General features: G+C 57.6%; 20 protein-coding genes and 1 riboswitch. Of the genes, 7 read left to right on the forward strand and 13 right to left on the reverse strand.

Going from position 1 to position 24655, the window contains the following annotated elements:
* Nucleotides 1–26 precede the first annotated feature (26 nt).
* From RIKMI_RS0108380 to RIKMI_RS0108390, 3 genes are all read right to left on the reverse strand, one after another.
* Nucleotides 27–1178 (reverse strand): cytochrome d ubiquinol oxidase subunit II, encoded by a 1152-nt coding sequence (locus RIKMI_RS0108380; protein ID WP_027291246.1) that lies wholly within the window; start codon nucleotides 1176–1178, stop codon nucleotides 27–29.
* Nucleotides 1179–1301: 123 nt separating this feature from the next.
* Nucleotides 1302–2825: a cytochrome ubiquinol oxidase subunit I gene (locus tag RIKMI_RS0108385; RefSeq protein ID WP_037291736.1), complete on the reverse strand. Its 1524-nt coding sequence runs from the start codon at nucleotides 2823–2825 to the stop codon at nucleotides 1302–1304.
* Nucleotides 2826–2847: 22 nt separating this feature from the next.
* Nucleotides 2848–3051: a DUF4492 domain-containing protein gene (locus RIKMI_RS0108390; protein ID WP_245584954.1), complete on the reverse strand. Its 204-nt coding sequence runs from the start codon at nucleotides 3049–3051 to the stop codon at nucleotides 2848–2850.
* A gap of 365 nt (nucleotides 3052–3416) precedes the next feature.
* On the opposite strand from RIKMI_RS0108390, the gene RIKMI_RS0108395 reads away from it, so the two are divergent.
* Nucleotides 3417–4436 carry a DHH family phosphoesterase gene (locus tag RIKMI_RS0108395; protein WP_027291249.1) on the forward strand — a complete coding sequence of 340 codons (1020 nt, stop codon included), beginning with the start codon at nucleotides 3417–3419 and terminating at the stop codon, nucleotides 4434–4436.
* Nucleotides 4437–4529: 93 nt separating this feature from the next.
* Nucleotides 4530–5186, forward strand: coding sequence for a DNA alkylation repair protein (locus RIKMI_RS14355; protein WP_051214439.1), 657 nt, complete (start codon nucleotides 4530–4532; stop codon nucleotides 5184–5186).
* Nucleotides 5187–5386: 200 nt separating this feature from the next.
* Here RIKMI_RS14355 and thiE read toward each other — a convergent pair whose 3' ends face one another.
* Nucleotides 5387–6007: a thiamine phosphate synthase gene (thiE, locus tag RIKMI_RS0108405; RefSeq protein WP_027291250.1), complete on the reverse strand. Its 621-nt coding sequence runs from the start codon at nucleotides 6005–6007 to the stop codon at nucleotides 5387–5389.
* On the reverse strand, nucleotides 6000–6770 hold the full coding sequence (locus RIKMI_RS0108410) for a sulfide-dependent adenosine diphosphate thiazole synthase (protein ID WP_027291251.1): 771 nt from the start codon (nucleotides 6768–6770) through the stop codon (nucleotides 6000–6002). The genes thiE and RIKMI_RS0108410 overlap by 8 nt, the downstream gene beginning before the upstream one ends.
* Nucleotides 6771–6862: 92 nt before the next feature.
* Nucleotides 6863–6961: riboswitch (TPP riboswitch) on the reverse strand.
* A gap of 158 nt (nucleotides 6962–7119) precedes the next feature.
* Between RIKMI_RS0108410 and RIKMI_RS0108415 the strand changes: the two genes are divergently transcribed.
* A complete protein-coding gene (locus tag RIKMI_RS0108415; RefSeq protein WP_027291252.1) occupies nucleotides 7120–8139 on the forward strand; it encodes an aminodeoxychorismate synthase component I in 1020 nt (339 codons plus the stop codon).
* Nucleotides 8105–8752, forward strand: coding sequence for an aminotransferase class IV (locus RIKMI_RS0108420; RefSeq protein ID WP_027291253.1), 648 nt, complete (start codon nucleotides 8105–8107; stop codon nucleotides 8750–8752). The genes RIKMI_RS0108415 and RIKMI_RS0108420 overlap by 35 nt, the downstream gene beginning before the upstream one ends.
* 396 nt (nucleotides 8753–9148) lie before the next feature.
* On the opposite strand, the gene gcvT is transcribed toward RIKMI_RS0108420, so the two are convergent.
* The 4 genes from gcvT to RIKMI_RS0108440 form a co-directional block, all read right to left on the reverse strand.
* Entirely contained in the window at nucleotides 9149–10258 is a 1110-nt protein-coding gene (gene gcvT, locus RIKMI_RS0108425; RefSeq protein ID WP_027291254.1) for a glycine cleavage system aminomethyltransferase GcvT, read from the reverse strand.
* Nucleotides 10259–11142: 884 nt separating this feature from the next.
* The gene (locus RIKMI_RS13525; RefSeq protein WP_051214440.1) at nucleotides 11143–12750 is read right to left on the reverse strand and encodes a sulfatase family protein; all 1608 of its coding nucleotides are present in this window, start codon (nucleotides 12748–12750) and stop codon (nucleotides 11143–11145) included.
* Nucleotides 12751–12886: 136 nt separating this feature from the next.
* A complete protein-coding gene (locus RIKMI_RS0108435; RefSeq protein WP_027291255.1) occupies nucleotides 12887–13258 on the reverse strand; it encodes a YbaN family protein in 372 nt (123 codons plus the stop codon).
* A gap of 3 nt (nucleotides 13259–13261) precedes the next feature.
* Entirely contained in the window at nucleotides 13262–13930 is a 669-nt protein-coding gene (locus RIKMI_RS0108440; protein ID WP_027291256.1) for an ACT domain-containing protein, read from the reverse strand.
* A 143-nt stretch (nucleotides 13931–14073) separates the two neighbouring features.
* Between RIKMI_RS0108440 and RIKMI_RS0108445 the strand changes: the two genes are divergently transcribed.
* From RIKMI_RS0108445 to ileS, 3 genes are all read left to right on the forward strand, one after another.
* Nucleotides 14074–15402 (forward strand): aspartate kinase, encoded by a 1329-nt coding sequence (locus RIKMI_RS0108445; RefSeq protein WP_027291257.1) that lies wholly within the window; start codon nucleotides 14074–14076, stop codon nucleotides 15400–15402.
* Nucleotides 15403–16044: 642 nt separating this feature from the next.
* Nucleotides 16045–17217, forward strand: a complete 1173-nt coding sequence (gene lysA / locus RIKMI_RS0108450) for a diaminopimelate decarboxylase (RefSeq protein ID WP_037291740.1) — start codon at nucleotides 16045–16047, stop codon at nucleotides 17215–17217.
* Nucleotides 17218–17483: 266 nt separating this feature from the next.
* Nucleotides 17484–20900, forward strand: a complete 3417-nt coding sequence (gene ileS, locus RIKMI_RS0108455) for an isoleucine--tRNA ligase (protein WP_027291259.1) — start codon at nucleotides 17484–17486, stop codon at nucleotides 20898–20900.
* Nucleotides 20901–21249: 349 nt separating this feature from the next.
* On the opposite strand, the gene RIKMI_RS0108460 is transcribed toward ileS, so the two are convergent.
* From RIKMI_RS0108460 to RIKMI_RS0108475, 4 genes are all read right to left on the reverse strand, one after another.
* The gene (locus RIKMI_RS0108460; RefSeq protein ID WP_084135236.1) at nucleotides 21250–22371 is read right to left on the reverse strand and encodes a BF3164 family lipoprotein; all 1122 of its coding nucleotides are present in this window, start codon (nucleotides 22369–22371) and stop codon (nucleotides 21250–21252) included.
* The gene (locus RIKMI_RS0108465) at nucleotides 22343–22627 is read right to left on the reverse strand and encodes a S24/S26 family peptidase (protein ID WP_147288492.1); all 285 of its coding nucleotides are present in this window, start codon (nucleotides 22625–22627) and stop codon (nucleotides 22343–22345) included. The genes RIKMI_RS0108460 and RIKMI_RS0108465 overlap by 29 nt, the downstream gene beginning before the upstream one ends.
* A gap of 200 nt (nucleotides 22628–22827) precedes the next feature.
* Complete coding sequence (locus tag RIKMI_RS13530; RefSeq protein WP_027291262.1) at nucleotides 22828–23268, reverse strand: hypothetical protein; 441 nt, start codon at nucleotides 23266–23268, stop codon at nucleotides 22828–22830.
* Nucleotides 23269–23398: 130 nt separating this feature from the next.
* Nucleotides 23399–24634 carry a 6-bladed beta-propeller gene (locus tag RIKMI_RS0108475; protein ID WP_027291263.1) on the reverse strand — a complete coding sequence of 412 codons (1236 nt, stop codon included), beginning with the start codon at nucleotides 24632–24634 and terminating at the stop codon, nucleotides 23399–23401.
* Between the last annotated feature and the right edge of the window lie 21 nt (nucleotides 24635–24655).

Genomic DNA, 24655 nt, shown 5'->3' on the forward strand with positions numbered 1-24655 from the left:
GCGGACGATTTGTCGTGCGGGGCGGATCAGTATATGTGTCCGCCTTCGTTTATCTCGCTGCGTGTCACCGGTTTGCGGTTGATCGACCGCCATGCGTACCAGATATAGGCGACTACGAAAGGTATCAGAACGGATACTCCGCTCATCACTTTCAGGGTGAATTCCGACGAACTGCTGTTGTAGATGGTGAGCGAACTTTGCGTGTCGGCCAGCGACGGATAGTAGGCCGTGTCGTTCCAGCCTGCCGTCAGCAGCAGGGCCAGGACGGTCGCGACGGTGCCTGCGCCGGCGAACCAGATTCCTTTGCGGCTGTCGGTGAACATGCCTTTGCCCAGCCCCCACAGGGCCGAGAGCACGCCGAGGAGCAGCAGGACGAGGACAGCGGGCATGGCGAGCAGGTTGCGTCCGTATTTGTACGGTTCGACGGATATGACGCCTGTGGCGGGATCGACGGCCCGGCCGTCGGCCATGAGGATGCTGACCAGGAAGATCAGGAAGAAGATGACGAAGGCTGTCCCTTCGATGCGCAGTTCTTTGCGCGAGCGGTCGCGCACGACGGTATCGTCGATGTTGTTGATGAAGTAGAGGAGGCCGAGCGACCGGGCCAGGAACAGCACGGCGATGCCGAGGCACAGGTTGCGGTAGTCGAGGACGGCTTCCAGACCGCGCCAGGGTGTGGTCCAGTGCGAGATGGTTGCGGCTGCGGCGTGGATGTTCCCGATATTCGCGGTATCGACTTCGAAATTGGCGCCGGTAAAGAAAGTGCCGACGGCGGTGCCGATCAACAGGGGACCGAGACAGCCGTTGATGAACAGGAAGGCGTCGTAGGTTTTCATTCCGAGGAAGTTGCCTGCTTTGGAGCGGAATTCGTAGGAGACGGCCTGGATCACGAATACCAGCAGAATCGCCATCCAGACGTAAAAGGCGCCGCCGAAACTGGTGGAATAGAAGAGCGGAAAGGAGGCGAAAAAGGCGCCGCCGAAGGTAACGAGCGTGGTGAAAGTAAATTCCCATTTCCGACCGAGTGAATTGACGATCAGGCTTTTATCTTCGGGGGTTTTGCCGATGGCGTAAATCATGCTCTGGCCTCCCTGCACGAAGAGCAGAAAAACGAGCAGGGCGCCCAGCAGCGATACGAGCAGCCACCAGTAATGCTGCAACAAGACAATTGTATCCATTATCGACTTATTTTATTGGTTCGTTTGTTCGTACTATTGGGTTTGAGGGTACTGTTCTCTTTGTTCAGAAAAAGAACGGTTGCCTCAAACTTGAACAGTACGGATAAACGAACAATTAAGGAATCAGTTATCCGACGGCCCCTTGCGGATTTGTTTGGTCATGATGCCGATTTCCGCGATGAGCAGTGCCGTGAACAGAGCCGCGAAAATCCAGAACGTCACCTGTACCGAAGCCGCATCGATGCGCGAGACCGCCGCTACTGTCGGCAGCAGATCCTGGATCGTCCAGGGTTGGCGTCCCACCTCCGCCACGATCCATCCCGCCTGCGAAGCGAGGTAAACCAGCGGAATCGACCATAACGCCAAGTGCAGCGGCCACCGTTTGCGCCCCAGTTTGCCGCGTTTTTCCAGCGCCAGCATCCAGACGAACAGTACCACGAACCACATGCCCAGCCCCACCATGACGCGGAACGACCAGAATACCAGCGGTACGTCCGGAACCGTCTGCGACGGCGATTGGAGGTAACCGTAGCCGAAATAACGGAAATAATCGTCGTGGAATGCCCGTCCTTTTTCCGTCGATGGATCGAACAGCTGCGCGATCGAATCGGCGGCAGCCTTGTCGCCGTTTTTCTGCGCCTGTTTGAATGTCGCGAAAGTCTCGATGGCGTGTCTGCCGCGTGCGATCTTTTCATCGCCCGACAGAATGCCCTGCTGCGGGTTCCCTTCGGTCAGGTCGTCGATCCCGATCACGTAAGCGTCCGCCGAGTGGTGGGCGAGGATCGAAAGCATGTAAGGTATCCGGACGCCCGGTACGACCGTGAACGGCGCCTGTGCCTGCCCGTGTCGCAAGTCCTCCATCGCCGCGAGCTTCATCGGCTGGTGCCGGGCTACCTGGATGGCGGATCCGTCGCCCGTCCAGATGACGCAGACGATGCTGACGAGTCCGAATACGGATGCCAGCTTGATGCTTTTACGGGCCATTTGCTGTTCGCGGCCGCGCAGCAGGTACCAGGCGCTGATACCGACCACGAATACCGACGCCAGCACGAATCCGGAGGTGACGGTATGGAAAAATTTATTCATCGCCACCGGCGAAAAGAGCACGTCCCAGAAATCGACCATCTCGTTGCGGGCGGTCTCCGGGTTGAAGCGCATTCCGGCGGGATACTGCATCCAGGCGTTGGCCACCAGTATCCACAGGGCCGATAGGTTGGCTCCCACGGCGGTCAGCCACGTGGCGGTCAGATGGAAGCCTTTCGAGACTTTGTTCCACCCGAAGAACATCACGGCGATGAAGGTGGATTCGAGGAAAAAGGCCATGATTCCTTCGATGGCAAGCGGTGCGCCGAAAATGTCGCCGACGAAGTAGGAATAGTTGCTCCAGTTGGTTCCGAATTCGAATTCGAGGATCAGTCCGGTGGCTACGCCGATGGCGAAGTTGATGCCGAACAGTTTCATCCAGAATCGGGTGGTGCGTTTCCAGAATTCGTCGCCGGTACGCACGTAGCGGGTCTCCATGAAGGCGACAAGGAAACCGAGGCCGAGGGTTAGCGGGACGAATAACCAGTGGTAGATGGCTGTCAGCGCGAATTGCGCCCGCGACCAATCGACCACGGCGCCGAGATCTGTGTCGAGTAGCAGCATATCGTAGATTGAGGTTAACGGTTTATCTCTCTATCAGTTCGCGGCTGACGAAGTCGGCTTTCTCGCTGTCGTCCATGCCGCGCAGGGTGGCGGGAAAGAAAAATATCTTTAAAACCAGAAACATGATGGCGAGCTTGACAAGAATCACGGCCCACAGGGTACGACCTATGGTCATCTCTCGAAAGCCTTCGTAATAGAATCTCGCTATCTTGCGCAACATCGCCATTTGTCGTACTTTTGCTATTTAACCGTTCGTTTATTTGCACTGTTAGTTTGAGGTGACTGTTCTCTTTGTGAACAAAGAGAACCAGAAAAACTTTTTGAGATGCTGGCGCATCTCCTGAGCCTGCCGGATACCCGTTGCCTTTGGGTTATGTTGTGTTATCGGAATAGTGGGCTAATAGGTAGTAACCACATTATCGCCCACTATTCCGATAACATAAAAGAGTTCGCAATGCAAAAGGACTGCGGAGCTTAAGGCGAAACACAGCTGCTCGAAAGTTTCTTTGGTTCTTTCTTTTCAAAGAAAGAACAGTTGCCTCCAAAAGCCTAAAACAGGGCGAATAAACGAACGATATAATGGTCAAAAATATGAAAAATACCTTTGATCCTGCAAAAATCATACAATTGCAGGCGTTTTGCGCCGAAGCGAATACGATTGCCGTGGTGTCCCACACCAACCCCGACGGCGACGCCATCGGTTCGGGACTTGCCCTCAGCGCATTTCTCAGAGGGTTGGGGTACGACGTTCGGTTTTTCGTACCCAACCGCTTTCCGAAATTTCTCGCATTCATCCCCGGTTCCGAACGGGTGGAGATATACGCCGAAGCGTGCGAAAGCGCCCGGGCCTACATCGCCGATGCCGACCTGATCGTATGTTCCGATTTCAACCAGGTCGGGCGGCTCGACAAGATGACCGACGCCATCGAAGCCAACGTCATCGCCCCCCGCGTGCTGATCGACCACCACATGAACCCGCCCGAATACGAACTCAGCTTCTCCGATACCGGCTATTCCTCCACCGCGCATATGGTTTACGACCTGATCTGCGCGTGGAGCGGTCCGGAGGCCGTCACGAGCGAAATGGCCGTGGCCCTGTATGTCGGAATCGTAACCGATACCGGCAACCTCAGTTACGGGAACCTGACCCCCGACCTGTATCGGGCCGTGGCCGGGCTGGTCGAAAAAGGAGTCCGGCCGGTCGAAATTTCCAAAGCGATATTCAATACTCAGAGCGAAAGCCGCCTTCGGATGGTCGGTTACCTGCTCTCCGAAAAAATGAAAGTCGATTGCGGCCTCCGTACCGCCTATATTACCCTGACACGCGCCGAAAAGACCCGTTTCAACCATCAGATCGGCGATACCGAAGGAATCGTCAATATGCCGCTGACGATCGAATGCGTCGATTTTTCGGCCATGTTCATCGAAACGCTCGACTGCATCAAGATTTCGTTCCGTTCGCAAGGGGATTTCGACGTGAATCTTTTCGCCCGCGAATACTTCAACGGCGGCGGGCATAAAAACGCCGCCGGGGGACGTTATTACGGGCCGATGGGCGAAGCTGTGGCCCGGTTCGAAGAAATTGTTAAAACCGTGCATCCGGAGTATTAGGCGAAAAGATTCACCCCTTTAGGGCTGTGGCCTCGGCGCCGGACGGCTTCCAGCTGTCGGGGGGGCGGCGCGAGGCCAAAAGCAGATTGCGAAATGACAACGACAGAAAAGGTAGTGGCGCTGATGCGCCGCCTGAAAATCGAGATGAACGGCGCCGTGACCGATGCCATGCGGGAGTACGGCGGCGGAACGCAGGGTTACGGACTGAATTACGGCGTCTCGCTTCCGACCGTCAAGGATGTCGCGCGAGAGTACGCGCCGGATCACGAGTTGGCACAGGCCCTTTGGCGGCAGGATGTACGGGAGTTGAAGCTCGCCGCTTTGTTTATCGACGACCCCTCTCGTGTCGCGGCCGGACAAATGGAGGCGTGGGCGGACGATTGGCGGACGCCGGAGCTGGCGGAACAGTGTGCCATGCAACTCTTTTGGAAAAGCCCGGAGGCTGGCAAACAGGCCGCGGAGTGGGCCGGACTTCCGTCGGGCGAGGCGGCGTTGAAACGGCTGGCGGCTTTCTACATGTTCGGCAGATTCGCGGCGGCCGTTGAGACGGTCTCCGACAGCGAACTGTCCGGATGGTTGGACGACGCCCGGATTTTCGGCCCGACAGCGGCGGAACGGTCTGTGGTTTACGCCCTGCGTGAAATTTATCGCCATCGTCCGGCGTTCCGGATGCGGGTAACGGCCCTTCTGGACCGGGTGCCGGACGAGGTGGCCGGCGAAGTGCGCTGGCAGGTGGAGTATCTGAAATGAACGAGTGAAATCGGATTCCCTCTTTTGTCGTTTTTCGGGTGTCTCTGCCCCCCTCAGAAACGTCCGGCCATTCTGACGAATGGCGATTCTTCGCTTCCGTTTTTTTATAACAGGGAGGCGCTATAAAGATCGACCTCAAAACCAATCGTGGCGGAAATCCTCAAACGGGATTTCCGCCACGAAACATTTACGCCGACTTCTTATGCCAGCATTCGTTGTACGCAAGCGATGCGCCGTTCCACCTCAGCCGGGTCCGGCGGTTCCATAAAATAGCGTACCAGACAGGGGTTCCTGGCGCCGGCGTCGATGACCGCAGCGATATTTTCCGGGAAAATACCCCCGATCGCCACTACCGGCAGGCGCGAAAAACCCAGTACTTTTTTCAGTAACGTCGTACCGACCACCGGATCGGGCACCGCTTTGGTCGTGGTCGGGTAGACCGGGCCGAAGCCGATGTAATCCACTCCCGGCAACGACTGGGCCTCCGTCGCCTGGACGACGGAGTGGGTCGAAAGACCCACGATCATCCTATCGCCCACGATGCGCCGCACTTCGGCTACCGGCAGGTCGTCCTGCCCCACGTGCACCCCGTCCGCATCGCACAGCGCGGCTATGTCCGGCCGGTCGTTGATGATGAAACGGGTGGCGGTGCCGCGCGTTACCGCCCGCACTTCGCGGGCGATACGCAGCAGTTCGCCGTCCGGCATCCCCTTTTCGCGGAGCTGGAGCATCCGCACGCCGCGGCGCACGGCGATCTCCGCTGCGGCGACGTGGCCGATAGCCGGGCGTGTCAGGATGACGTACAGACCGAAGTTATCCATTGATTTTGGCGATCATCAGTTCGGCGGCCTTTTTGCCTGACATCAGCATGCCGCCGAAAATCGGCCCCATGCGGAAACTGCCGCTCACGCCGTTGGCCGCCATACCGCTCACGAACAGCCCCGGATAGATCTCTTTCGTGTTTTCGACCGTGAGCCGTTCGCCCTGCTCGACGTTCAGCGACCGTTCGCCGGCCACCTCGCCCGTCGGCGTGTTGAGCCTCACGTTGTTCTTGCGGGCCACCAGCCGGGCGATCATGCAGTCGTGCCCCGTCCCTTCGAGTACGGTTTTGGCGGTCACCATCAGCGGATCGACATGCATCCCCTCGCGCATCACCGGCGCCCAGTTCACCACCAGCCCCGCTACCGCTTCGTCGCGGAAGATGACGTCTTCGACCGAGTAGCAGTTGAAAATCGTCGCGCCCGCTTTGGTCGCGGCATAGACCAGCGCCGAGGTGGCGTGTACGGAATCGACCACGCAGGCGCCTTCCCGGTAAGGCTTGTAACATACGCCGAGTTCGTCGAGAATGGGCAGGGCTTCCTGCTGGACGATGATGTCGTTGAACATCATGGCGCCGCCCCACATGCCGCCGCCGGGAGCGAGTTTGCGTTCGTAGAGCACGACGCGTTTGCCGGCTTTGGCGAGGTAGTAGGCCGCCACCAGTCCGGACGGCCCGCCGCCGACAATGGCGGCATCGACCGACAGGTTGTTTTTCAGTTTCTCGAAATAGTTTTCGACGATTCCGAGCGAAACGAGTTTTTCCATCGTTCGGTAACAGATTTTTGTGGCTTCCGGCTGCCGGGCGTATAGAGGTCCACGCCCGGACGTCCGCGAAGCCGCGTTAAACAAGAGCTGTTTAACACCCTTCAGAAAATCCCTACGGCGGCATTATCCGCATCAGGTTCTACGGGTATGATCTCAGCCCCGCGCACGGCGGAGCACCCCTATCAAGACGGAAACAAAGATAGGCGTTCCATGGTAAAAATGCTACTTTTGTTCGGCGAATTTACGCTTATCCGGATTCCCGCGTTAGCGGTCGGCCCGAAAGCATCCCCGGCGCAGGGCCGCAAGCGTCCCTTTGCCGGTTCGGGCCGGACCAGGTACTATGGAAACTATGAAGACTTATTCATCTTTATACGCTGCTGACATAATGAACCGGTACGGGGCGGAGAGGCGGCCGTTCGTGTTCCTGGCGGACTACGCGATGCAGGCGTGCGTCGTGGAGCCGTTGGAGGAGATCGATCCGCAGCGGTTGCTCTATGCCGTCGGCGACAGGACGAACGCCCCGGAGGCCGGGATACGGAAACCGGAACGGGAACTGCGGTGGGAACCTCGTTTCTGTTCGCCGGACGAATATGCGGCGGAATTCGACGTTGTGATGACCCACCTGCTGGCCGGGAACAGTTACCTGGTAAACCTGACGTGTGCCACGCCGGTCGGATGCGGCCTGAGCCTGCGGGAAATTTTCGACCGGACGGACGCTTTGTATAAGATATGGTTCGACGACCGTTTCGTCTGTTTTTCGCCGGAGACGTTCGTGCGGATCGATGCGCAGGGGACGATCGCGTCGTTTCCGATGAAAGGGACGATCGACGCGGCGTTGCCGAAGGCGGAACGGCGGATTCTGGACGACCCGAAGGAGGCGGCCGAACATGCCACGATCGTGGACCTGATTCGCAATGACCTCAGCCGGGTGGCCGCAGAGGTGCGGGTGGAGCGTTACCGGTATATCGACCGTGTCCGCACGCACCGGGGAGAGTTGTTGCAGGTCAGTTCGGAAATCCGGGGCCAGTTGCCGGAGGGGTGGCAGAGTCGGATCGGCTCCGTGTTGTTCGAGTTGTTGCCGGCGGGATCGGTAACGGGGGCGCCGAAACCCAAGACGTTGGAAATCATTGCTGAAGCTGAAAATTACGAACGCGGATACTATACCGGTGTCTGCGGCCTGTTCGACGGCCGGACGCTGGACAGCGGGGTGATGATCCGTTTCCTCGAACGGGAACCGGGGGCGGGGCAGGGGGAGTACCTGTTCAAGAGCGGCGGCGGAATCACGTACCGCAGCGACCGGACGGCGGAATACGAAGAGATGAAAGAAAAAGTCTATGTGCCTTTGCGTCGAAACGATTCGGATCGCTGACGGCGGGTTGCCGTCGCCGGAGATACTGGCTTTGCACCGGGAGCGGATCGACCGCACCTGCCGGGGACTGTACGGGCTGACCGGCGGTTTCGGTCCGGAGGCTGCGTTGGCGGCGGTCCCCGTGCCGCCTGCGTTGCGCAGCGGGGTGGTAAAGTGCCGCGTCGTATATGGTCCGTCGGGTATCGTAAAGGTCGAATACCAGCCTTATGTGCCTCCCCGGATTGGTTCGCTCTTGGCCGTGGCGGATGACGATGCGGAGTATGCTTATAAATATTGCGACCGTTCGAGGCTGACGGTCTGGCATGAACGGGCCGTGGCCGCGGGTTGCGGCGATGCGTTGATCGTCCGTCGGGGACGGGTGACGGATACCACGTTCTGTAACGTGGCGTTCCGTGTCGCCGGAGGGTCGCCGGAGGTATGGCATACGCCGGCGGAACCGTTGCTGCGCGGCACGATGCGGGAATATCTGCTCCGGCGGCGGACCGTAACCGTCCGGGATATTCCCGTGTCTGCGCTGACGGACGGCTTTTATGATCTGGCTGCGTTGTTCAACGCCATGAACGGTTTTGGCTCGCTGATTCTGCCGGTCGGCCGGATCATGTCCGCATTATGAGATGAACGGGAGGTTTTGTGCCGGCGATAGCGCGGGGTGTTCGTGTTTCTCCCGCTGCCGACGGGGGCGGGGAAAAGAACCTGCCGGTTTTTTGCCGGGGTTTGCCATACTCGATTCAGGCGGCACCGCTGAACCGACAGCGGAAAATTCCGCCGAATCTATATAATCAGATGACCAAAGTTTTCTGCCTTGGGCGGGCGCGGTATCGTTGGACACGCGGTCGGGTTGTGATTCTCTTACGGAATATGATACTGTGCGGGCGGCGTCCGCATGGAAAGCGGCGGAGCGAAAACTGGAACGCTGCGAAATGATTCTGCGGTCAAACGCAATCGGCGAAGTCTGCCTGGCAGACTTCGCCGATTGCGTAACGGGAATGTCCCGATAGACCGGAACATCTTATTTTTTGTAGAACGGCGGCCGTACCACCTGCGCTTTTACCGCTTTGCCCCGGATCAGGATAGCGATTTCCGTACCCGCTTTGGCGAATTCCGGTTTCACGTAGGCCAGCCCGACGCCTTTTCTGAGGCTCGGAGACTGCGTGCCTGAGGTTACGACTCCGATCGTTTCGCCGGCAGGCGATACCGCTTCGTAGCCGTGGCGCGGAATGCCCCGTTCGATCATTTCGAAACCGACCAGTTTCCGCTGTACGCCTTCGGCTTTCTGCCGGGCCAGCAGGACGCTGTCGATAAATTCGCCTTTGGCGTCGTTGAATTTGGTGATCCAGCCCAGACCGGCTTCGATCGGCGAAGTGGTATCGTCCAGGTCGTTGCCGTAGAGGCAGAAACCCATCTCCAGCCGCAGGGTATCCCGTGCGCCGAGACCGATGTTTTTCAGTCCGTACTTTTCGCCGGCTTTCCACAGGGCATCCCAGAGTTTTTCGGCGTCTTCGTTGGCCACGTAGATTTCGCAGCCGCCCGCGCCGGTATAGCCCGTGATCGAAAGGATCGCATTCGGAATACCCGCTACCGTGGTCTTGCAGAATGTGTAGTATTCCATGCTTTTCACGTCGCGGTCCGGACACAGCTCCTGCACCAGATCCATCGCCGCGGGACCCTGGACGGCCAGCTGCGCGATTTCGTCGGAGGCGTTGTACAGTTCTTTGCCGGGAGTCAGTCCGAATTTCGGAGCGTGGGAGCAGAGGAATTCCCAGTCTTTGTCGGTGTTGGCGGCATTCACCACCAACAGGTAGGTTTCGGTGTCGATTCGGTAAACCAACAGGTCGTCTACGATACCGCCTTTGCCGTTCGGAAAACAGGAATACTGTACTTTACCGTCGTACAGGGCCGATACGTCGTTCGAGGTGACGTATTGCAGGAAAGGCAGGGCTTGGGGGCCTTTGACCCATATCTCCCCCATATGGCTCACATCGAATACGCCGACTTTTTCGCGTACGGTGGCGTGTTCGTCGTTGATGCCGCTGAATTCGATCGGCATGTCGTATCCCGCGAACTCGGCCATCTTGGCTCCTGCGGCGATATGGTGTTGGGTGAATGCGGTTGTTTTCATGATATATATTTTTTGTTGTGTTCGTCGTATTCGTCGTGTTCGCCAGGGGCGGCGCCGCAGGGCGTTGGGCCTTCCGAGGGAGAAAAGACCTTCATCGCTGGCGCGGAAACTTGTTTTTAATTGTACGGTTAATTGTCCGCGTAGCGGCCAGCCCGAAGCCACCCCCGGCGAAGGGCTGCAACCTGCAAATTAAAAGTATGTTTAAAAATACTCCCGGCTTCTTACTTTGTATCGAAGTTCGGGTAGAGGCTGCCAACCCGGGAATGTGCGATTTCCCGTTTCAACGTTAGTCGAGAACTGGGAATCGCATTCCCGGCGGGTTCTTTGCTTGCGTTGACCTATGGTCTTCCTCGCACTGGCAAGGCATAGTCCGCAAGCGGCCTCTGCTCTTGCTGCGTTGTTCGGTTCTTGCCCGCCCAAGAAAGCAAGTGCCCCGCCGGCATGAGGCGTCCGGAGAAGCCGGTACCCCCGCGGCATGAGCGGGTAAGAAAAGAACAAACGTCCGTTGGTGACAGACACACGATTAAACCGTACGATTATTTTTCATTCGGGTCGGGCGCCCGGGAGACCGCCCCGAGTTTACGAGGATTGCGGGCCTCCCGACGGGGAGGCGTCCGGCCTGCCCGCTGACGCGGAAGCCTAATTTAATCGTACTTAAATTATCTCATCTCATTTATCGGTTTTGCGCCCATCCATCGGAACGAACTCCCGGTCGGAGTGCCCGGAGGCACTGCGAAAGCCGGCGATTCTGATGAATCGCATCCATCGAAACCACAGGTTTCTTAGGCCGCCCCCTGCGGAGACTTATTTTAAACCGTGCGGTCGAAACAACTTTCCTCCGGTACCGGACCGGGAATGGGAAACGGCCGGGACATACCGGGGCGTTATAAGTTTTCCAGTTCCGGGCACGGCGGCAGCACCTCGTTGTAATAGGACGCCAGCCGTTTCAGCTCTTTCATCAGCCGCGCCGTCTGTTTCCCGGCCTCCGGGGTGCCGTAAATGTTGCGCATTTCGTGCGGATCGTTCTTCAGGTCGTACAATTCAAAGAAATGTTCCGCCGGTACCGGCGTCTCGTTGCTGTAAAAATAGACCAGTTTCCACCGGCCGTCGTGCACGCCCGCATGCTGCATGACATTGTGGATGCCCGGATTCTCGAAATAACGGTAATAGAGCGTCTTGCGCCAGTTTTTGCCCGGTTTGACCGCCCTGTCGCCCCCGTCGGCGATGGCCCGGAACGATTCGCCCTGCATCTCGGCCGGTTTCCCGATGCCGCACCAGTCGAGCAGTGTCGGCGCGAAGTCGATGTTTTGCACCAACGAGCTCTTCGCCTCCGTTCCCGCCGGGATTTCGCGCGGGTAACGGATCACCAGCGGCATCCGCATCGACTCTTCGTACATGAACCGTTTGTCGAACCATCCGTGTTCGCCGAGATAGAAGCTCTGGTCGGAAGCGTAAACGACGATCGTGTTTTCGGCCAGCCCTGTCCGGTCGAGATAGTCGAGAATCTTGCCGACATTCTCGTCCACCGCCGCGATCGTCGAAAAATAGTCGCGCATGTACCGTTGGAATTTCCACCGCGTGAGGCTGTCGCCCGTGGGCGGATTATCGTAATAGGCCCGGTTCGCGGCGTCGTACGAAGCGATATAGGCCGCTTTTTCGGTCGAATCCATGAACCGGTAGTCGGGTCCCCAGTCGGTTTTGGGATCCCAGCCCTCTTTGCGGGTATAGAGTTTCAGGTCGTAGGCCGGCATCATGTCCTTCGCGATGCTCATCTCCTGCCTCTGGGCCGCCTTGCGCCCTTCGTAGTCGTCGAACAGGTTGTCCGGATAAGGGAAGAATGTGTCTTCGTGCAGGGTCAGGTGCCTCGGCGCAGGCTGGAAATTGCGGTGCGGGGCCTTGTTGTGCACCATGATGAAAAACGGACTGTCCTTGTGTTTGTCGATCCACTCGATGCTCTCGTCGGCCACGATGTCGGTCACGTAACCCTTCTGACGCACTGTGTCGCCGCTCATCACTACGAAGTCGGGGTTGTAGTACATTCCCTGGTCGTCCAGTATCTTCCAGTAATCGAATCCCGTCGGGTAGGTCTTCAGGTGCCATTTGCCGATGATCGCCGTCGCGTATCCGTTTTCTTTCAGCACTTTGGGCAGTGTCGTCTGTCCGCCGTCGAAAAAGTCGGCATTCGTTTTGAATCCGTTGCTGTAACTGTGTTTTCCCGTCAGAATCGTGGCGCGGCTCGGCCCCGATACCGAGTTGCCGCAGTAGGCCCGGTCGAAGCGCACCCCTTCGGCCGCGATGCGGTCGATGTTCGGTGTCGGCGCGACTTGCGACAAGGGGTGGCCGTATGCGCTGATGGCTTGTACGGCATGGTCGTCGGACATGATATAGACGATGTTGGGGCGTTTTTGTTCCGCCTGCCGGGCCTGTTGTGCGAAAACGCTGCCGGTGGCGGCGCATAATGCGCCGGGCAGCACCAGAAGTTTACCGTTCATAGGATAAGTCGGAATGTTCAGAAATCAGTTTGGTGTTAGCGGTTCAAAGGTAAGGATTTTACTTCGAAAGCCGGTACCCCGGAACCGGAATGGCCGGGACGGGCCGTGCGGGATGCCGCGAAACGTCGGCTGCGGTTCAGGAACGTCCGCTCCTGCGGGTCTTTTTGAGCAGGATATGTACCGACACGCCGACGGCTATCGCCAGCAGCAGTATCCGGAGCCATGGCGTCCGGACGATGAAGACGACCGAAAACAGCATGGCGGCCCACATGACTGCCAAAGTCGTCGCTTTGGTCCGTACCGACAGTCCTTCGTTCGAGGCGTAGCCCCGGATGTAAGGCCCCAGCAGCCGGTGTTTCATCAGCGCGATCCGCCACCGGGGAGAGGAGCGGGCGAAGAGGAACAGCGCCAGCAGCAGGAACGGCGTAGTGGGCAGCAGGGGCAGGAATACCCCCAGGAAACCGAGCGCCACGCACAGCCATGCGAGGACGAAAAACAGCCGTTTCATGGGTTACAGGGCCGCCCCCCGTTTGACGTCCATCAGGATCGAAAAGGCCCGGTGGATGTCGTCGTCGTGCACCACGACCGTAAATTCGTTGGTGGTGCTGATCAGCTCCACCATATTGATATTGTCCCAGGCCAGTTCCTTGAAAATGTAATAATAGACCCCAGGGTATATGCTGTTCTCGGCCGGCAGTTTGATCGTGATCGAGGAGAGGGAGGCCGTTTTGGATATCTGCCGTTCGTTCCGGAAAATCTCCTCCGCGACCGGCGCCAGCGGGCTGCTCATCACCATCGCCGTTTCGCCGACCCCCTGCGAGAAGGTGCAGAACGCCTCTTTGGTCTTTTGTACGTGGTCGAGCAGCAGCGCCTGGCACCGGAACAGCGATTTGGAATTTCGGTAGGTCAGGTCGGCGAGGTTCGAACGTACCACGATGTCCCCGATGTTCTCGATCACTTTCCGGAATTTCACGTTCGAGAGTAACTCCAGCCTCGGCACCAGCCGGTTGAGGGCCATGATGATCGCTCCGTCGTTCACGGCGCGTCCGGCCTGTTTCTCGACCTCCGGCTTCAGCTTGCGCGCCAACGCCGACAGATTGACCAGCCCCTCGATCAGGGCGCTCTCCAGAAAAGGCTTCCGCTTGATGATTCCTTCGACGACTGTCGGTATGCTTGTCATAATTTTAACAGTTTCTTCGATTATTGAACAATTTGCTCCCGCACCGTCCTATTTCGGTCCATTTGTATAAATTTGCAGCTCATAACGGCCTGCGAGGACCGTTAGTGCAAAAATAACAGAATGTTCGTAATTTAACGTCAGTCATGATAAAAACACTCAAATTCGGCGGGACTTCGGTCGGTTCGGCGGCCAATATGCGCCGTGTGGCGGGAATTATCGTTTCGGAAGGCGCCCGGCTGACCGTGCTGTCGGCTATGTCCGGCACCACGGACGCGCTGGTCAGGATATCGGCGGCGGCGCGGGCCGGCGATACGGGTACCGTCAAACAGACGATCGAGGCGTTGCGCGACAAATACGCCTCTTGCATCCTGCGCCTGCTCGACACGCATAAGGATGCCGCGGTGGAACGGATGGAGGCGGCTTTGGCCCTGATCTCCGACGAAACGTTTACTTACCGGGGTGAGGTGTCGGACAAACTGATCCAGGCGCAGGGCGAGTTGCTGACCAGCGCCATCTTCTGTTACCACATGCAGGAGCTGGGCCACAAGGCGGTGCTGCTGACTTCGCCCGAATTCATGCACACCGACCCCGAAGGAAAACCCGATACGGCACGCCTCAAAAAAGAGCTGACCCGGCTGGTGACCGAGACCGATCCTGATATCTACTATATCGCGCAGGGTTTCATCTGTACCGACGCCGCCGGCCATGTCAGCAACCTCGGCCGGGGCGGGAGCGATTACAGCGCGGCCCTGATGGGCGTGGCCATCGATTCGGACGAAGTGCAGATATGGACCGATATAGACGGGATGCACAACAACGACCCGCGCGTGGTGGAAAAAACGTTCCCGATCCGCCGGATGAGTTTCGACGAGGCGGCCGAGCTGGCCTATTTCGGGGCCAAGATCCTGCATCCGCTGACGATCCAGCCGTGCAAGGAGGCGGGGATCAACGTGCGGCTCAAGAACAGCATGGAGCCGGAGGCCGAAGGGACGCTGATTTCGGCCGACGAGGACAACGCGATGGATTTCCACGCGGTGGCGGCCAAGGACGGGATCACGGTGGTGCGCATCACGTCGGCGCGGATGCTGATGGCCTACGGTTTCCTGCGCAAAGTGTTCGAAGTGTTCGAAAAGTATAAGACGCCGGTGGACATGATCACTACTTCGGAAGTCGAACTGTCGCTCACGATCGACAACACCGACCGTCTGGACGAAATCGTCCGCGAACTGGTGCCGTTTGGGAGCCTGGAGATAGACCGCGACAACACGATCGTCTGCATCGTGGGTTGCATCGACTACCAGCAGGTAGGGCTGGCGGCCCGTATTTTCAACGGATTGAGGGAGATCCCGATCAAGATGATCTCTTACGGAGCCAACCATCGCAGCATGACGATCCTGGTTTCCACGGAACATAAGAAACAGACCCTCCAGGCTTTGAACGACCATTTGTTCGACTGTACGAACGGAAAATAAAGCCGAGTCGTTTCCCGCGGCCGGGCCGGAGCCGGCGAGGGCCAAACGAGCTTTGCGAGTTGCAGCCCTGCGCCGGGGATGGGTTGCCGTTCCGGCTTCCTCCTTGCGCCTCGGCCATACGAACAAGTTCGATGGCGCTCGGTTCCTGCGTCGGTTCGGGCTGGCCGCGGGCGCGGGGCGGTCTTCGGCTGCCGTGTCGGCTATCATCCGCCATTTTCGGTAACCGCCTGCGGGAGACGCTTTGCGGCTTCCCGCCCGGGGAGGCGGTTGCCGCCCGCTGGCGCGGGGGCTTAGCCGCGCATTGGCGGGGGATTTAACTGGTGGCTTTGTCGTTTTCGGCACGCCCACGTCCCCCCCCACGGGGCGCGCCGCCATTCGCAAGGGGCTCAGCTACCCGCTCTGTCGGGTTCGGCCTGCGCGCTCCGGGGGTGGCGCCTTCGGCGCCAGCGCGCAAGGCCGGCGATTCTTACGAATCGCGCTACTCGCTTTCCCGGGCTTATTGCGGCTTTGCGCTTATGCGTTCCGCCGCCTGAAACCGTCAGGAACCTAAGCCTGCCACCGCCCCGAAAACCCGCTACCCGCGAACTTCGCAGGCCGCGGCAATGAAACTTCATATCAAAACCAGAATATCAAAACCAAACGATGCCGAAATACACCATTGTACCGGGCACGGAGGTGCCTCAGACGCCTTTCTATTATTACGACCTCGACCTGCTGCGGCGGACATTGAAAACCGCCGCGGACGAGGCGGGAAAATACGGGTACCGTATCCACTACGCCCTGAAAGCGAATGTCGAACCGCGTATCCTGGCCGAGATACAACGAGCCGGGCTGGGGGCCGACTGCGTGAGCGGTTATGAGGTGAGGTGCGCCGTAGAGAACGGCTTCGCGCCGCAGCAGATCGTCTTCGCCGGAGTCGGCAAGAGCGACCGTGAAATCGAATACGCGATCCGGGCGGGGATTTTCGCGTTTAACTGCGAGTCGTTGCAGGAGCTGGAAGTGATCGACGAACTGGCGGCAAAGCAGGGGAAGGTCGTCAATGCGGCCTTGCGGATCAACCCCAATGTGCAGCCCGACACGCACAAATACATATCCACCGGGCAGTCCGAGAGCAAGTTCGGTATCTCCTACACCGAAGTGGACGCCGCGCTGGCCAAACTGCACGAACTGGAGCATATCCGCATCGTCGGGCTGCATTTCCACATCGGGTCGCAGATCCGGAAGATGGAGTCGTTCGCCGAACTGGCCCGGCGGGTGAACGAGATCGCCGAGTGGTTCGAATCCAAAGGGGTGGAGCTGAAACACCTCAATATGGGCGGCGGCCTGGGGATCGATTACGGGGATCCCGATGCCGAACCGGTACCCGATTTCGCCGGTTATTTCCGCACCTTCCGCGACAATTTGCGCGTACGCGAAGGGCAGACCGTCCATTTCGAGCTGGGTCGTTCGATCGTGGCGCAGTGCGGCGAACTGATCACGCGGGTGCTCTATACCAAAACCACCGCCGGCGGGGCGCATTTCGCCATTACGGACGCCGGAATGACGGAGCTGATCCGTCCGGCGCTGTACAGCGCGCACCACCGGATCGAAAATCTGACGGCCGAGGCTGACCGACAGCCCCGGCCGACGGGATTGTACTCCATTGCCGGACCGATCTGCGAATCGTCGGACGTGTTCGCGCGGGACATCGAGTTCCCGGAGTCGCGGCGCGGGGACGTGCTTTCGATCCGTTCCACGGGAGCCTACGGCAGCATCATGGCGTCGAACTACAACATGCGTCCGATCGCGCCGAGCCTTTTCAGCGACGGGGAGTAACCGTCGGGACGGGAGACCGGCCGTTCCTCTCCTGTCGTCTTCCGGCAGGAGAGGAACGAATTCCGTTTCCCGGAAAAATCCGGACAGAGCACAGGCCGGTTCCCTCCCGCCGGAAGGCGGATGCGGAACCGGCCTGTCGCATCGGAAGGACGGGAACCGTCGCTGGCAGCCTCCTCTCCCGTCCGCTAATCCCGTCATTAGCAGCGGTTACTTTGTCCGCTGTGAAATAAATCGTACCTTTGCCAATCGCAGAAACGAAACGACCCATGAGCAAGAAATTCACAGAGTATAAAGGACTCGACCTGTCGGCCGCCGGCACCGAAGTGCTGGGACAATGGGATCGGGAGGATACTTTCCATAAAAGCATCGAAACCCGCGAAGGGCACCCCGCGTTCGTGTTTTACGAAGGGCCGCCCTCGGCCAACGGGGTCCCGGGCATCCACCACGTAATGGCCCGTACCATCAAAGACGTATTCTGCCGTTACAAGACCCAGAAAGGGTTCCTCGTACATCGTAAGGCCGGGTGGGACACCCACGGCCTGCCAGTCGAGCTGGGCGTGGAAAAGAAACTGGGTATCACCAAAGAAGATATCGGCAAAAAAATCTCCATCGAAGAGTATAACCGCGCCTGCCGCGAAGCGGTGATGGAATATACCGGGCTGTGGAATGAACTGACCCGCCGGATGGGGTACTGGGTCGATATGGAAAACCCGTACATCACCTACGACAACAAATATATCGAAACCCTGTGGTGGATGCTCTCGCAGCTCTACGACAAAGGGCTGCTCTATAAAGGCTACACCATCCAGCCCTATTCGCCGGCGGCCGGGACGGGCCTCTCGAACCACGAGCTGAACCAGCCGGGGTGCTACCGCGATGTGAAGGACACCACCTGCACGGCGCAGTTCAAAGTGATCCGCGACGCCCAAAGCGAATTCCTGTTCGCGGGCGGCGAAGCGGCGGTCAGGGGCGATCTCTATTTCCTCGCGTGGACGACCACGCCGTGGACGCTGCCGAGCAACATGGCGCTGGCCGTAGGGCCGAATTTCAGCTATGTGCAGGTGATCTGCGCCAATCCCTATACGGGGAAAGAACAAACCGTCATCCTGGCCAAAGACCTGCTCGAAAAGACGATGACCGGGGCCAAAGTCAAAGACTATACCGTCGTGCGCGAATATGCCGGCCCGGAATTGGACGGCGTTCGGTACGAACAGCTGATCCCATGGATCCGGCCGGCCCTGGACGAATTGCAAGGCGACGCTTTTCGCGTGATCGTGGCCGACTACGTGACGGTCGAGGACGGTACCGGAATCGTGCATATCGCGGCCACGTTCGGGGCCGACGACGACCGGGTGTCGAAACAGAGCGGCATCGCCCCGATGCTGCTGCTGGACAAAGCGGGCAAATGGCAGCCGATGGTGGACCGGACCGGGAAATTCTTCGTGATCGACGACCTGGATGCCGGGTTCGTCGCTAAATACGTCGATCGATCATACGAGGAATTCGCGGGCAAGTTCGTCAAGAACGCCTACGATCCGGCCAAAACCGACAAGGACGAAACGCTGGACGTCGAGATCTGCATGATGCTGAAAGCGAACAACCAGGCGTTTAAAATCGAAAAACAGACCCACAATTATCCCCACTGCTGGCGCACGGACAAACCGGTGCTCTACTATCCGCTCGATTCGTGGTTCATCCGCACGACGGCCGTGAAAGACAAACTGATCGAACTGAACCGGACGATCGACTGGAAACCGGCTTCGACCGGCGAAGGGCGTTTCGGCAAGTGGCTCGAAAACCTGGTGGACTGGAACCTCTCGCGTTCGCGTTACTGGGGCACGCCGCTGCCGATCTGGGCGACCGAAGACCACGGCGAACTGAAGTGCATCGGCTCGGTGGCCGAACTGAAAGCCGAAATCGAAAAATCGATCGCCGCAGGGCTGATGACGGAAAATCCCCTCGCTTCTTTCAAGGAAGGCGACTATTCCAAAGCGAATTACGACTCGTTCGACCTGCACCGGCCCTATGTGGACAATATCGTGCTGGTGTCGTCCAAGGGCGAGCCGATGCGCCGCGAGAGCGACCTGATCGACGTCTGGTTCGACAGCGGGGCGATGCCCTATGCGCAGGTGCATTATCCGTTCGAGGTGGCCGAAGCCGATTTCAAGGGAAAAATTTACCCGGCGGACTTTATCGCCGAAGGGGTGGACCAGACGCGCGGCTGGTTCTTCACGCTGCACGCGCTGGCCACGATGCTGTTCGACAGCGTGGCTTTCAGGCATATCGTCTCCAACGGACTGGTGCTCGACAAAAACGGGAACAAGATGTCCAAACGTCTGGGCAACGCCGTCGATCCGTTCGAGGTGATGGACCGGTTCGGGCCCGACGCCGTGCGGTGGTACATGATCTCCAACTCGCAGCCGTGGGATAACCTGAAATTCGACACGGACGGCGTGGACGAAGTGCGCCGCAAGTTCTTCGGGACCCTGTACAACACCTACAGCTTCTTCGCGCTGTACGCCAACGTGGACGGCTTCACCGGTTCCGAACCGGAAGTGCCGGTGGCCGAGCGGCCGGAGATCGACCGTTGGATCATCTCGCTGCTGAACACGCTGGTGAAGAACGTGACCGAGTCGCTCGAAAACTACGACCCGACTCCGGCGGCCCGGGCGATCGGCGACTTCGTGAACGAAAACCTGTCGAACTGGTACGTGCGTCTGAACCGCAAGCGGTTCTGGGGGGGCGGCCTGACGTCCGACAAGCTGGCGGCCTACCAGACTCTTTACACCTGCCTGAAAACGGTGTCCCTGCTGGCGGCGCCTTTCGCTCCGTTCATCACCGACCGCATCTACCGCGACCTGACGCACGGCGAAGCCGGATCGGTGCATTTGGCGGAATTTCCGGTTTACGACGCCGCGCTGGCGGACGAGGAGCTGGAACGCCGGATGGAGCTGGCGCAGCGGGCTTCTTCGATGGTGCTGGCCCTGCGCCGCAAAGTGAACATCAAAGTGCGGCAGCCGCTGAGCAAGATGATTATTCCGGTGCTCGATGCGGCGGTACAGGCCCGTCTGGAGGCGGTCGAAGGGCTGATCCTCGGCGAAGTGAATGTCAAAGAGGTGGAATATATCCGCGAGACGACCGGCGTCATCACCAAACGGATCAAACCGAATTTCAAGACCCTGGGGCCGAAGTACGGCAAACAGATGAAAGCGATCGCGGCGGCGGTGGCGGCTTTCTCGCAGGAAGACATCGCCGCGGTGGAAGCGCTCTCCGGAGGTGCGACGTACGATCTGACGATAGCCGGCGGCGAGGTGCTGCCGGTGGAACGGGCGGACTTCGAAATCACGTCGGAAGACATGCCGGGTTGGCTGGTGGCCACCGAAGGCACGCTGACCATCGCGCTGGACATCGAAGTGACGCCGGAACTGCGGGCCGAGGGGATCGCCCGCGAGCTGGTGAACCGTATTCAGAACCTGCGCAAGGAACAGGGATTCGAGGTGACCGACCAAATCCGGGTAACGGTCGAATCGAACGCCGAAACCGACGAAGCCGTGCGCAGGTACGCCGACTATATCGCCGCTCAGACGCTGGCCCGCGGCGGAGTCTCCGTAGCGGAGGGCAAACAGCGGTCGGCCATCGAAATCGACGAACTGCCGCTGACGGTAACCGTGGAACGGATCTGATTCCGCGCACCCCGTGCAATCAAGCGCGATCTGATAAAACGGCCTCTTTCCGGGTAAACGGAAAGAGGCCGTTTTTCGTTGGGTAATTATATTCGCTTTGGCGATTCATAGGCTGCCTTATGCACTTCCTGTTCAGGTACAGAGCGTCTTGCGGCGCGAAAAGATGCAAATCCGGGCAAACGCCCCGAATGATTCCGGTGCGAACCGAAATACCCGGTTAAAACTGCGGGTATGTCCTGGTATACTTTCCGTAAGGTAGTTGCGCCAAATCTGGTGCAAAAAACGGCGTGTAGTACAGGAACCGCACGCCGGAAAATTCCGTAACCCCGTTAGTCGGTCCACCTAACCGCTATTTTGTCTCCTGCGGATTTCGACTCCGGAATACATAAAGCAGGGCTGAATCGCTCAATGCGCTATACCCGTAAAGGGTCTCATGTCCGGCGTCCCACGACATGTCGTCGATTCGTCTCCCCATATTCCATAATACCTCGCCCTCGCCTGTCGAAGCGCGGTAGATCTCCACGGCGGACTTTACCCCGTCCCCTGACATGCGGGCATCCGTGCATCCCTGATATAAAGCCAGAATCCGCTCCCCGTCGCACTCTACAGCCGTATAATGGCAGATCATTTCGTCGTCGCGTCCCCGTATGGACAATTCCTCTTGCGGCTGGCCGTCGCCGATCACGTAATCCAATCGGAAACCCTCCGGCAAAACATCGTACACTTCGATACGGTCGATATATCGGTAGGCAAGGGCCAACTTGCCATTACTATACGAAGCCGAGAAAAGATAGGGGTACGATCCTGCCTCTTCGGATCCCTGCAAGGGAAAGTCCAACGTTGCTTCGACTTCCGGGACGCTCATATTCAACAGGTCGATTTCCGGGAAGCGCGGCGGGAAAGCGATACCGATGTACAGCGAATCTTTCACCTGCCAAAGGCGCGAATAGGCTTTGGGAATCGCCCGTTCTTTCATCCATTCGGGAAACTGCCGGGTTTCGACCAGCTCCATCGAATCGGTCGGGCCCAAGCGGTAGATATCCAACCGGTTGGGAATGGCTTCGAACAACGCGGCATCCGTACCGCATTGCATACAGGCCAGACCGGGATTCATATATTCGCCGGGACCGTGCCCCTGCCGACCGAACCGGCATACGGGTTTCAATTCGGGCAATGAAAATATATGGCCGAAGTACTCTCCGTTCAGATCTTCGATCTGCATCTTGTCGTCCCGGATATACCACCGGAACGGATGTACCAGATAAGGCAACGGCACAGAGTCCGTATCGGGTGCTTGCTCGATAGCGAATCTTTTTTCGAGATGCGTTTCATGCCGATCGGCAGAGCCGCATGCACAAGCCAATGCGATAACGGCCCCGCCGACAGACATACTCCATATCAGCGAGCGGACAGCCCTCCATAGCCTCCAACCGCCCGCAGGATTACCAGCGTTTGCAATCTTCTTTACCATGTCCGGTATGCATCACGTAGCAACAGTCATAGATACGTTCATTGCCCGGTTTGATCCGCCGGTATCCGTTGAAATTATTGCAATTACCGCCGGGCAACTCATCCGGGCCGACAGCCAGTGCTTCGATATTGGCCAAAGTCAGCTCTTCCTGCGGGGTCAGGGGCACTTGCCGGGCAGCCAGAAAATTAACGATCGCTCCGCCCGTTACCGCCAGCGCTGCGCCGGTCGATAACAACATTTTGGACCTACGGTTCATAATTTTAATCTTTTAATGATTAAAACCGTAATCAGTGTCGATCCCATGAGTTGAGATAAAGATAAAAGATACAACTGAAAAGATCAAATTTTTACAAGAAAATATCGAACGACCCGGCCGTTCTGTCCGAATCCGTCCACACCATTGGTGAAAGCGCTGAAAACGGGAAAGAAATGCCCCAAGAGCGGCAGAAAACCTTTCTATCTTTGCGAAGCGGGCAACACCCCTCCATAAACCCTCAATCGGGCGATCGTCGCTTTGTAAAGTTCCCGCATCTTCGGATTTCCGATCGGAGACCCGACCAACACGACCCGGTTGTTCCTATCCAGAAGGAACGTATGGAATTCCGGTCTTCGGGTGAGCTGCGGATAACGGCGTGCGAACATCTCCGATGAATCCAAATACATCGGATAATCGAACCGGTATGTCGATAACGTTTGGGCCGGATATTCCATGCGGGAAGTATTGAACACGAACAGGCATGACGAGATGGAGTCCGATGCCAGCAAACGCCGCCAAATATACAACTCTTTCAACTTGCACGAAGTGCATCCTGCGGCATCGAAATAAGAGACTAACCTGAAACAGGGGGTATCTTCGGGTATCGGTACGGTATGCACGGGTACCAACGTATCCAACATCGAAGGGATATCGATCGTTATACCTTGTACCGCAGCAATCGGAGCGTCTTGCGGCGTCGGAGAGCCACCGCACCCCATGAACAGTCCTGATATGAAAACGATAAGGACCGTATTCCTGTATTTCCCCCATTTACTCATTGCAGTCCGGTCGTTTCAGCGTATATGCTACCAGTATGGGATTGTCATTTTCGCCCAACGCATCATAGACAGGGGCGAACTTCGGCCCTGGATCCTTATCTCCCATCAGGATTTTATGGACGTGGTTCAACTCAACGTAGAATGTCCGGCCATCGATGCATAACGGATAGGCGCAGAGCAGGTTGTCTAAAGCCTGATCGACCGTTATGTGTTTTAAATCCGGCAGCGGGCTGCGATTACAATCAAAAATCTCGGCGCAATCGAGTTCCTTATCGTAAAAAATATAATACGGACTATCCTGTACGTCGACAAAAACACATAACATCTGCGGACTATTCAGAATCGCCCCCGGAAGAAAATAAGGTTGTCGTTGGTAATCGACATAAGAGCATTGTTTATCTTCCAATATATATTCGATTCGTTGCAGATCGTTTTCTGACAGAGATTTGATCCCCTCCAACCGGTTGATCAGTCGATATGCCGGAACAATGCTATCCAGCCCTATCCGGTAAATCGTCGAAGAAAACAAGGGTGCATAGCAAAATTCGCCGTTATCGAATGTACACACATTCCTGTGCGTCACAAAATCTATTCTGTTCGGCGTTTGATCAGGCAACCAGTTTGCAAGCGGTTCTCCCCGATCGTCGAATAAAGTCAGATTCCATTTCTGCATGTCTTCAGGCAGGTACATTTCGCGTCCGTCGTTGATTTGGACATACCTGTCCTGCATAAACGGCACCACGGGAGCCCAACAGTCCCTGAACGGAACGGTCTTTACCCACCGACCGTCCCGATCATAGATCAGCAGCTTTTTTGAAAATTGGTCGCTCACCACAATCTGCCGGTTCAACCGGTCCAACTGCATGTCGCAGATGCGGATATACTCTTTCGGTCCTTTCCCCTGACCGTAGATGCCATTGATATAGCGCCCCTGTTTGTCGAATATCAAAATCGAAGCGTATGTTCCATCGAGCATGTAAAATCGATCGTCCATGATCTGTAACGAAGCGACGGATGAAACCAGCGAACTGTCGGTCGTTTCGAGCGGTACGCACCACACGGAATCGATCCGTTCGCGAAGCGGTACCGTAGAGATGTTTTCCAAAATAATCTCTTTTCCGCCCTGCTCCGAAAACGCAGCCCTATCGTTGCCGGAACCGCACCCCCATAACCAACCGCCTAAAATGGCGATATAGACGAATTCTTTTTTGAATATCGAATTTTCCATAAGATTCGGATTGAAGTAAAA

Origin of the sequence: Rikenella microfusus DSM 15922, assembly GCF_000427365.1 — a bacterium.
Taxonomy (GTDB): Bacteria; Bacteroidota; Bacteroidia; order Bacteroidales; family Rikenellaceae; genus Rikenella; species Rikenella microfusus.

Excerpts from the sequence above, each read along its gene's own strand:
- RIKMI_RS0108440 (WP_027291256.1), bottom strand. The coding sequence starts at position 13,930 with ATGACAAGCATACCGACAGTCGTCGAAGGAATCATCAAGCGGAAGCCT.
- RIKMI_RS14355 (WP_051214439.1), top strand. The coding sequence starts at position 4,530 with ATGACAACGACAGAAAAGGTAGTGGCGCTGATGCGCCGCCTGAAAATC.
- RIKMI_RS0108385 (WP_037291736.1), bottom strand. The coding sequence starts at position 2,825 with ATGCTGCTACTCGACACAGATCTCGGCGCCGTGGTCGATTGGTCGCGG.
- RIKMI_RS0108460 (WP_084135236.1), bottom strand. The coding sequence starts at position 22,371 with ATGGTAAAGAAGATTGCAAACGCTGGTAATCCTGCGGGCGGTTGGAGG.
- RIKMI_RS0108410 (WP_027291251.1), bottom strand. The coding sequence starts at position 6,770 with ATGGAAAAACTCGTTTCGCTCGGAATCGTCGAAAACTATTTCGAGAAA.
- RIKMI_RS0108420 (WP_027291253.1), top strand. The coding sequence starts at position 8,105 with ATGTGCCTTTGCGTCGAAACGATTCGGATCGCTGACGGCGGGTTGCCG.
- RIKMI_RS0108390 (WP_245584954.1), bottom strand. The coding sequence starts at position 3,051 with ATGGCGATGTTGCGCAAGATAGCGAGATTCTATTACGAAGGCTTTCGA.
- RIKMI_RS0108380 (WP_027291246.1), bottom strand. The coding sequence starts at position 1,178 with ATGGATACAATTGTCTTGTTGCAGCATTACTGGTGGCTGCTCGTATCG.
- gcvT (WP_027291254.1), bottom strand. The coding sequence starts at position 10,258 with ATGAAAACAACCGCATTCACCCAACACCATATCGCCGCAGGAGCCAAG.
- RIKMI_RS0108445 (WP_027291257.1), top strand. The coding sequence starts at position 14,074 with ATGATAAAAACACTCAAATTCGGCGGGACTTCGGTCGGTTCGGCGGCC.
- RIKMI_RS0108395 (WP_027291249.1), top strand. The coding sequence starts at position 3,417 with ATGAAAAATACCTTTGATCCTGCAAAAATCATACAATTGCAGGCGTTT.
- RIKMI_RS0108415 (WP_027291252.1), top strand. The coding sequence starts at position 7,120 with ATGAAGACTTATTCATCTTTATACGCTGCTGACATAATGAACCGGTAC.
- RIKMI_RS0108465 (WP_147288492.1), bottom strand. The coding sequence starts at position 22,627 with ATGAACCGTAGGTCCAAAATGTTGTTATCGACCGGCGCAGCGCTGGCG.
- RIKMI_RS13525 (WP_051214440.1), bottom strand. The coding sequence starts at position 12,750 with ATGAACGGTAAACTTCTGGTGCTGCCCGGCGCATTATGCGCCGCCACC.
- RIKMI_RS0108435 (WP_027291255.1), bottom strand. The coding sequence starts at position 13,258 with ATGAAACGGCTGTTTTTCGTCCTCGCATGGCTGTGCGTGGCGCTCGGT.
- ileS (WP_027291259.1), top strand. The coding sequence starts at position 17,484 with ATGAGCAAGAAATTCACAGAGTATAAAGGACTCGACCTGTCGGCCGCC.
- thiE (WP_027291250.1), bottom strand. The coding sequence starts at position 6,007 with ATGGATAACTTCGGTCTGTACGTCATCCTGACACGCCCGGCTATCGGC.
- RIKMI_RS13530 (WP_027291262.1), bottom strand. The coding sequence starts at position 23,268 with ATGTTGGATACGTTGGTACCCGTGCATACCGTACCGATACCCGAAGAT.
- RIKMI_RS0108475 (WP_027291263.1), bottom strand. The coding sequence starts at position 24,634 with ATGGAAAATTCGATATTCAAAAAAGAATTCGTCTATATCGCCATTTTA.
- lysA (WP_037291740.1), top strand. The coding sequence starts at position 16,045 with ATGCCGAAATACACCATTGTACCGGGCACGGAGGTGCCTCAGACGCCT.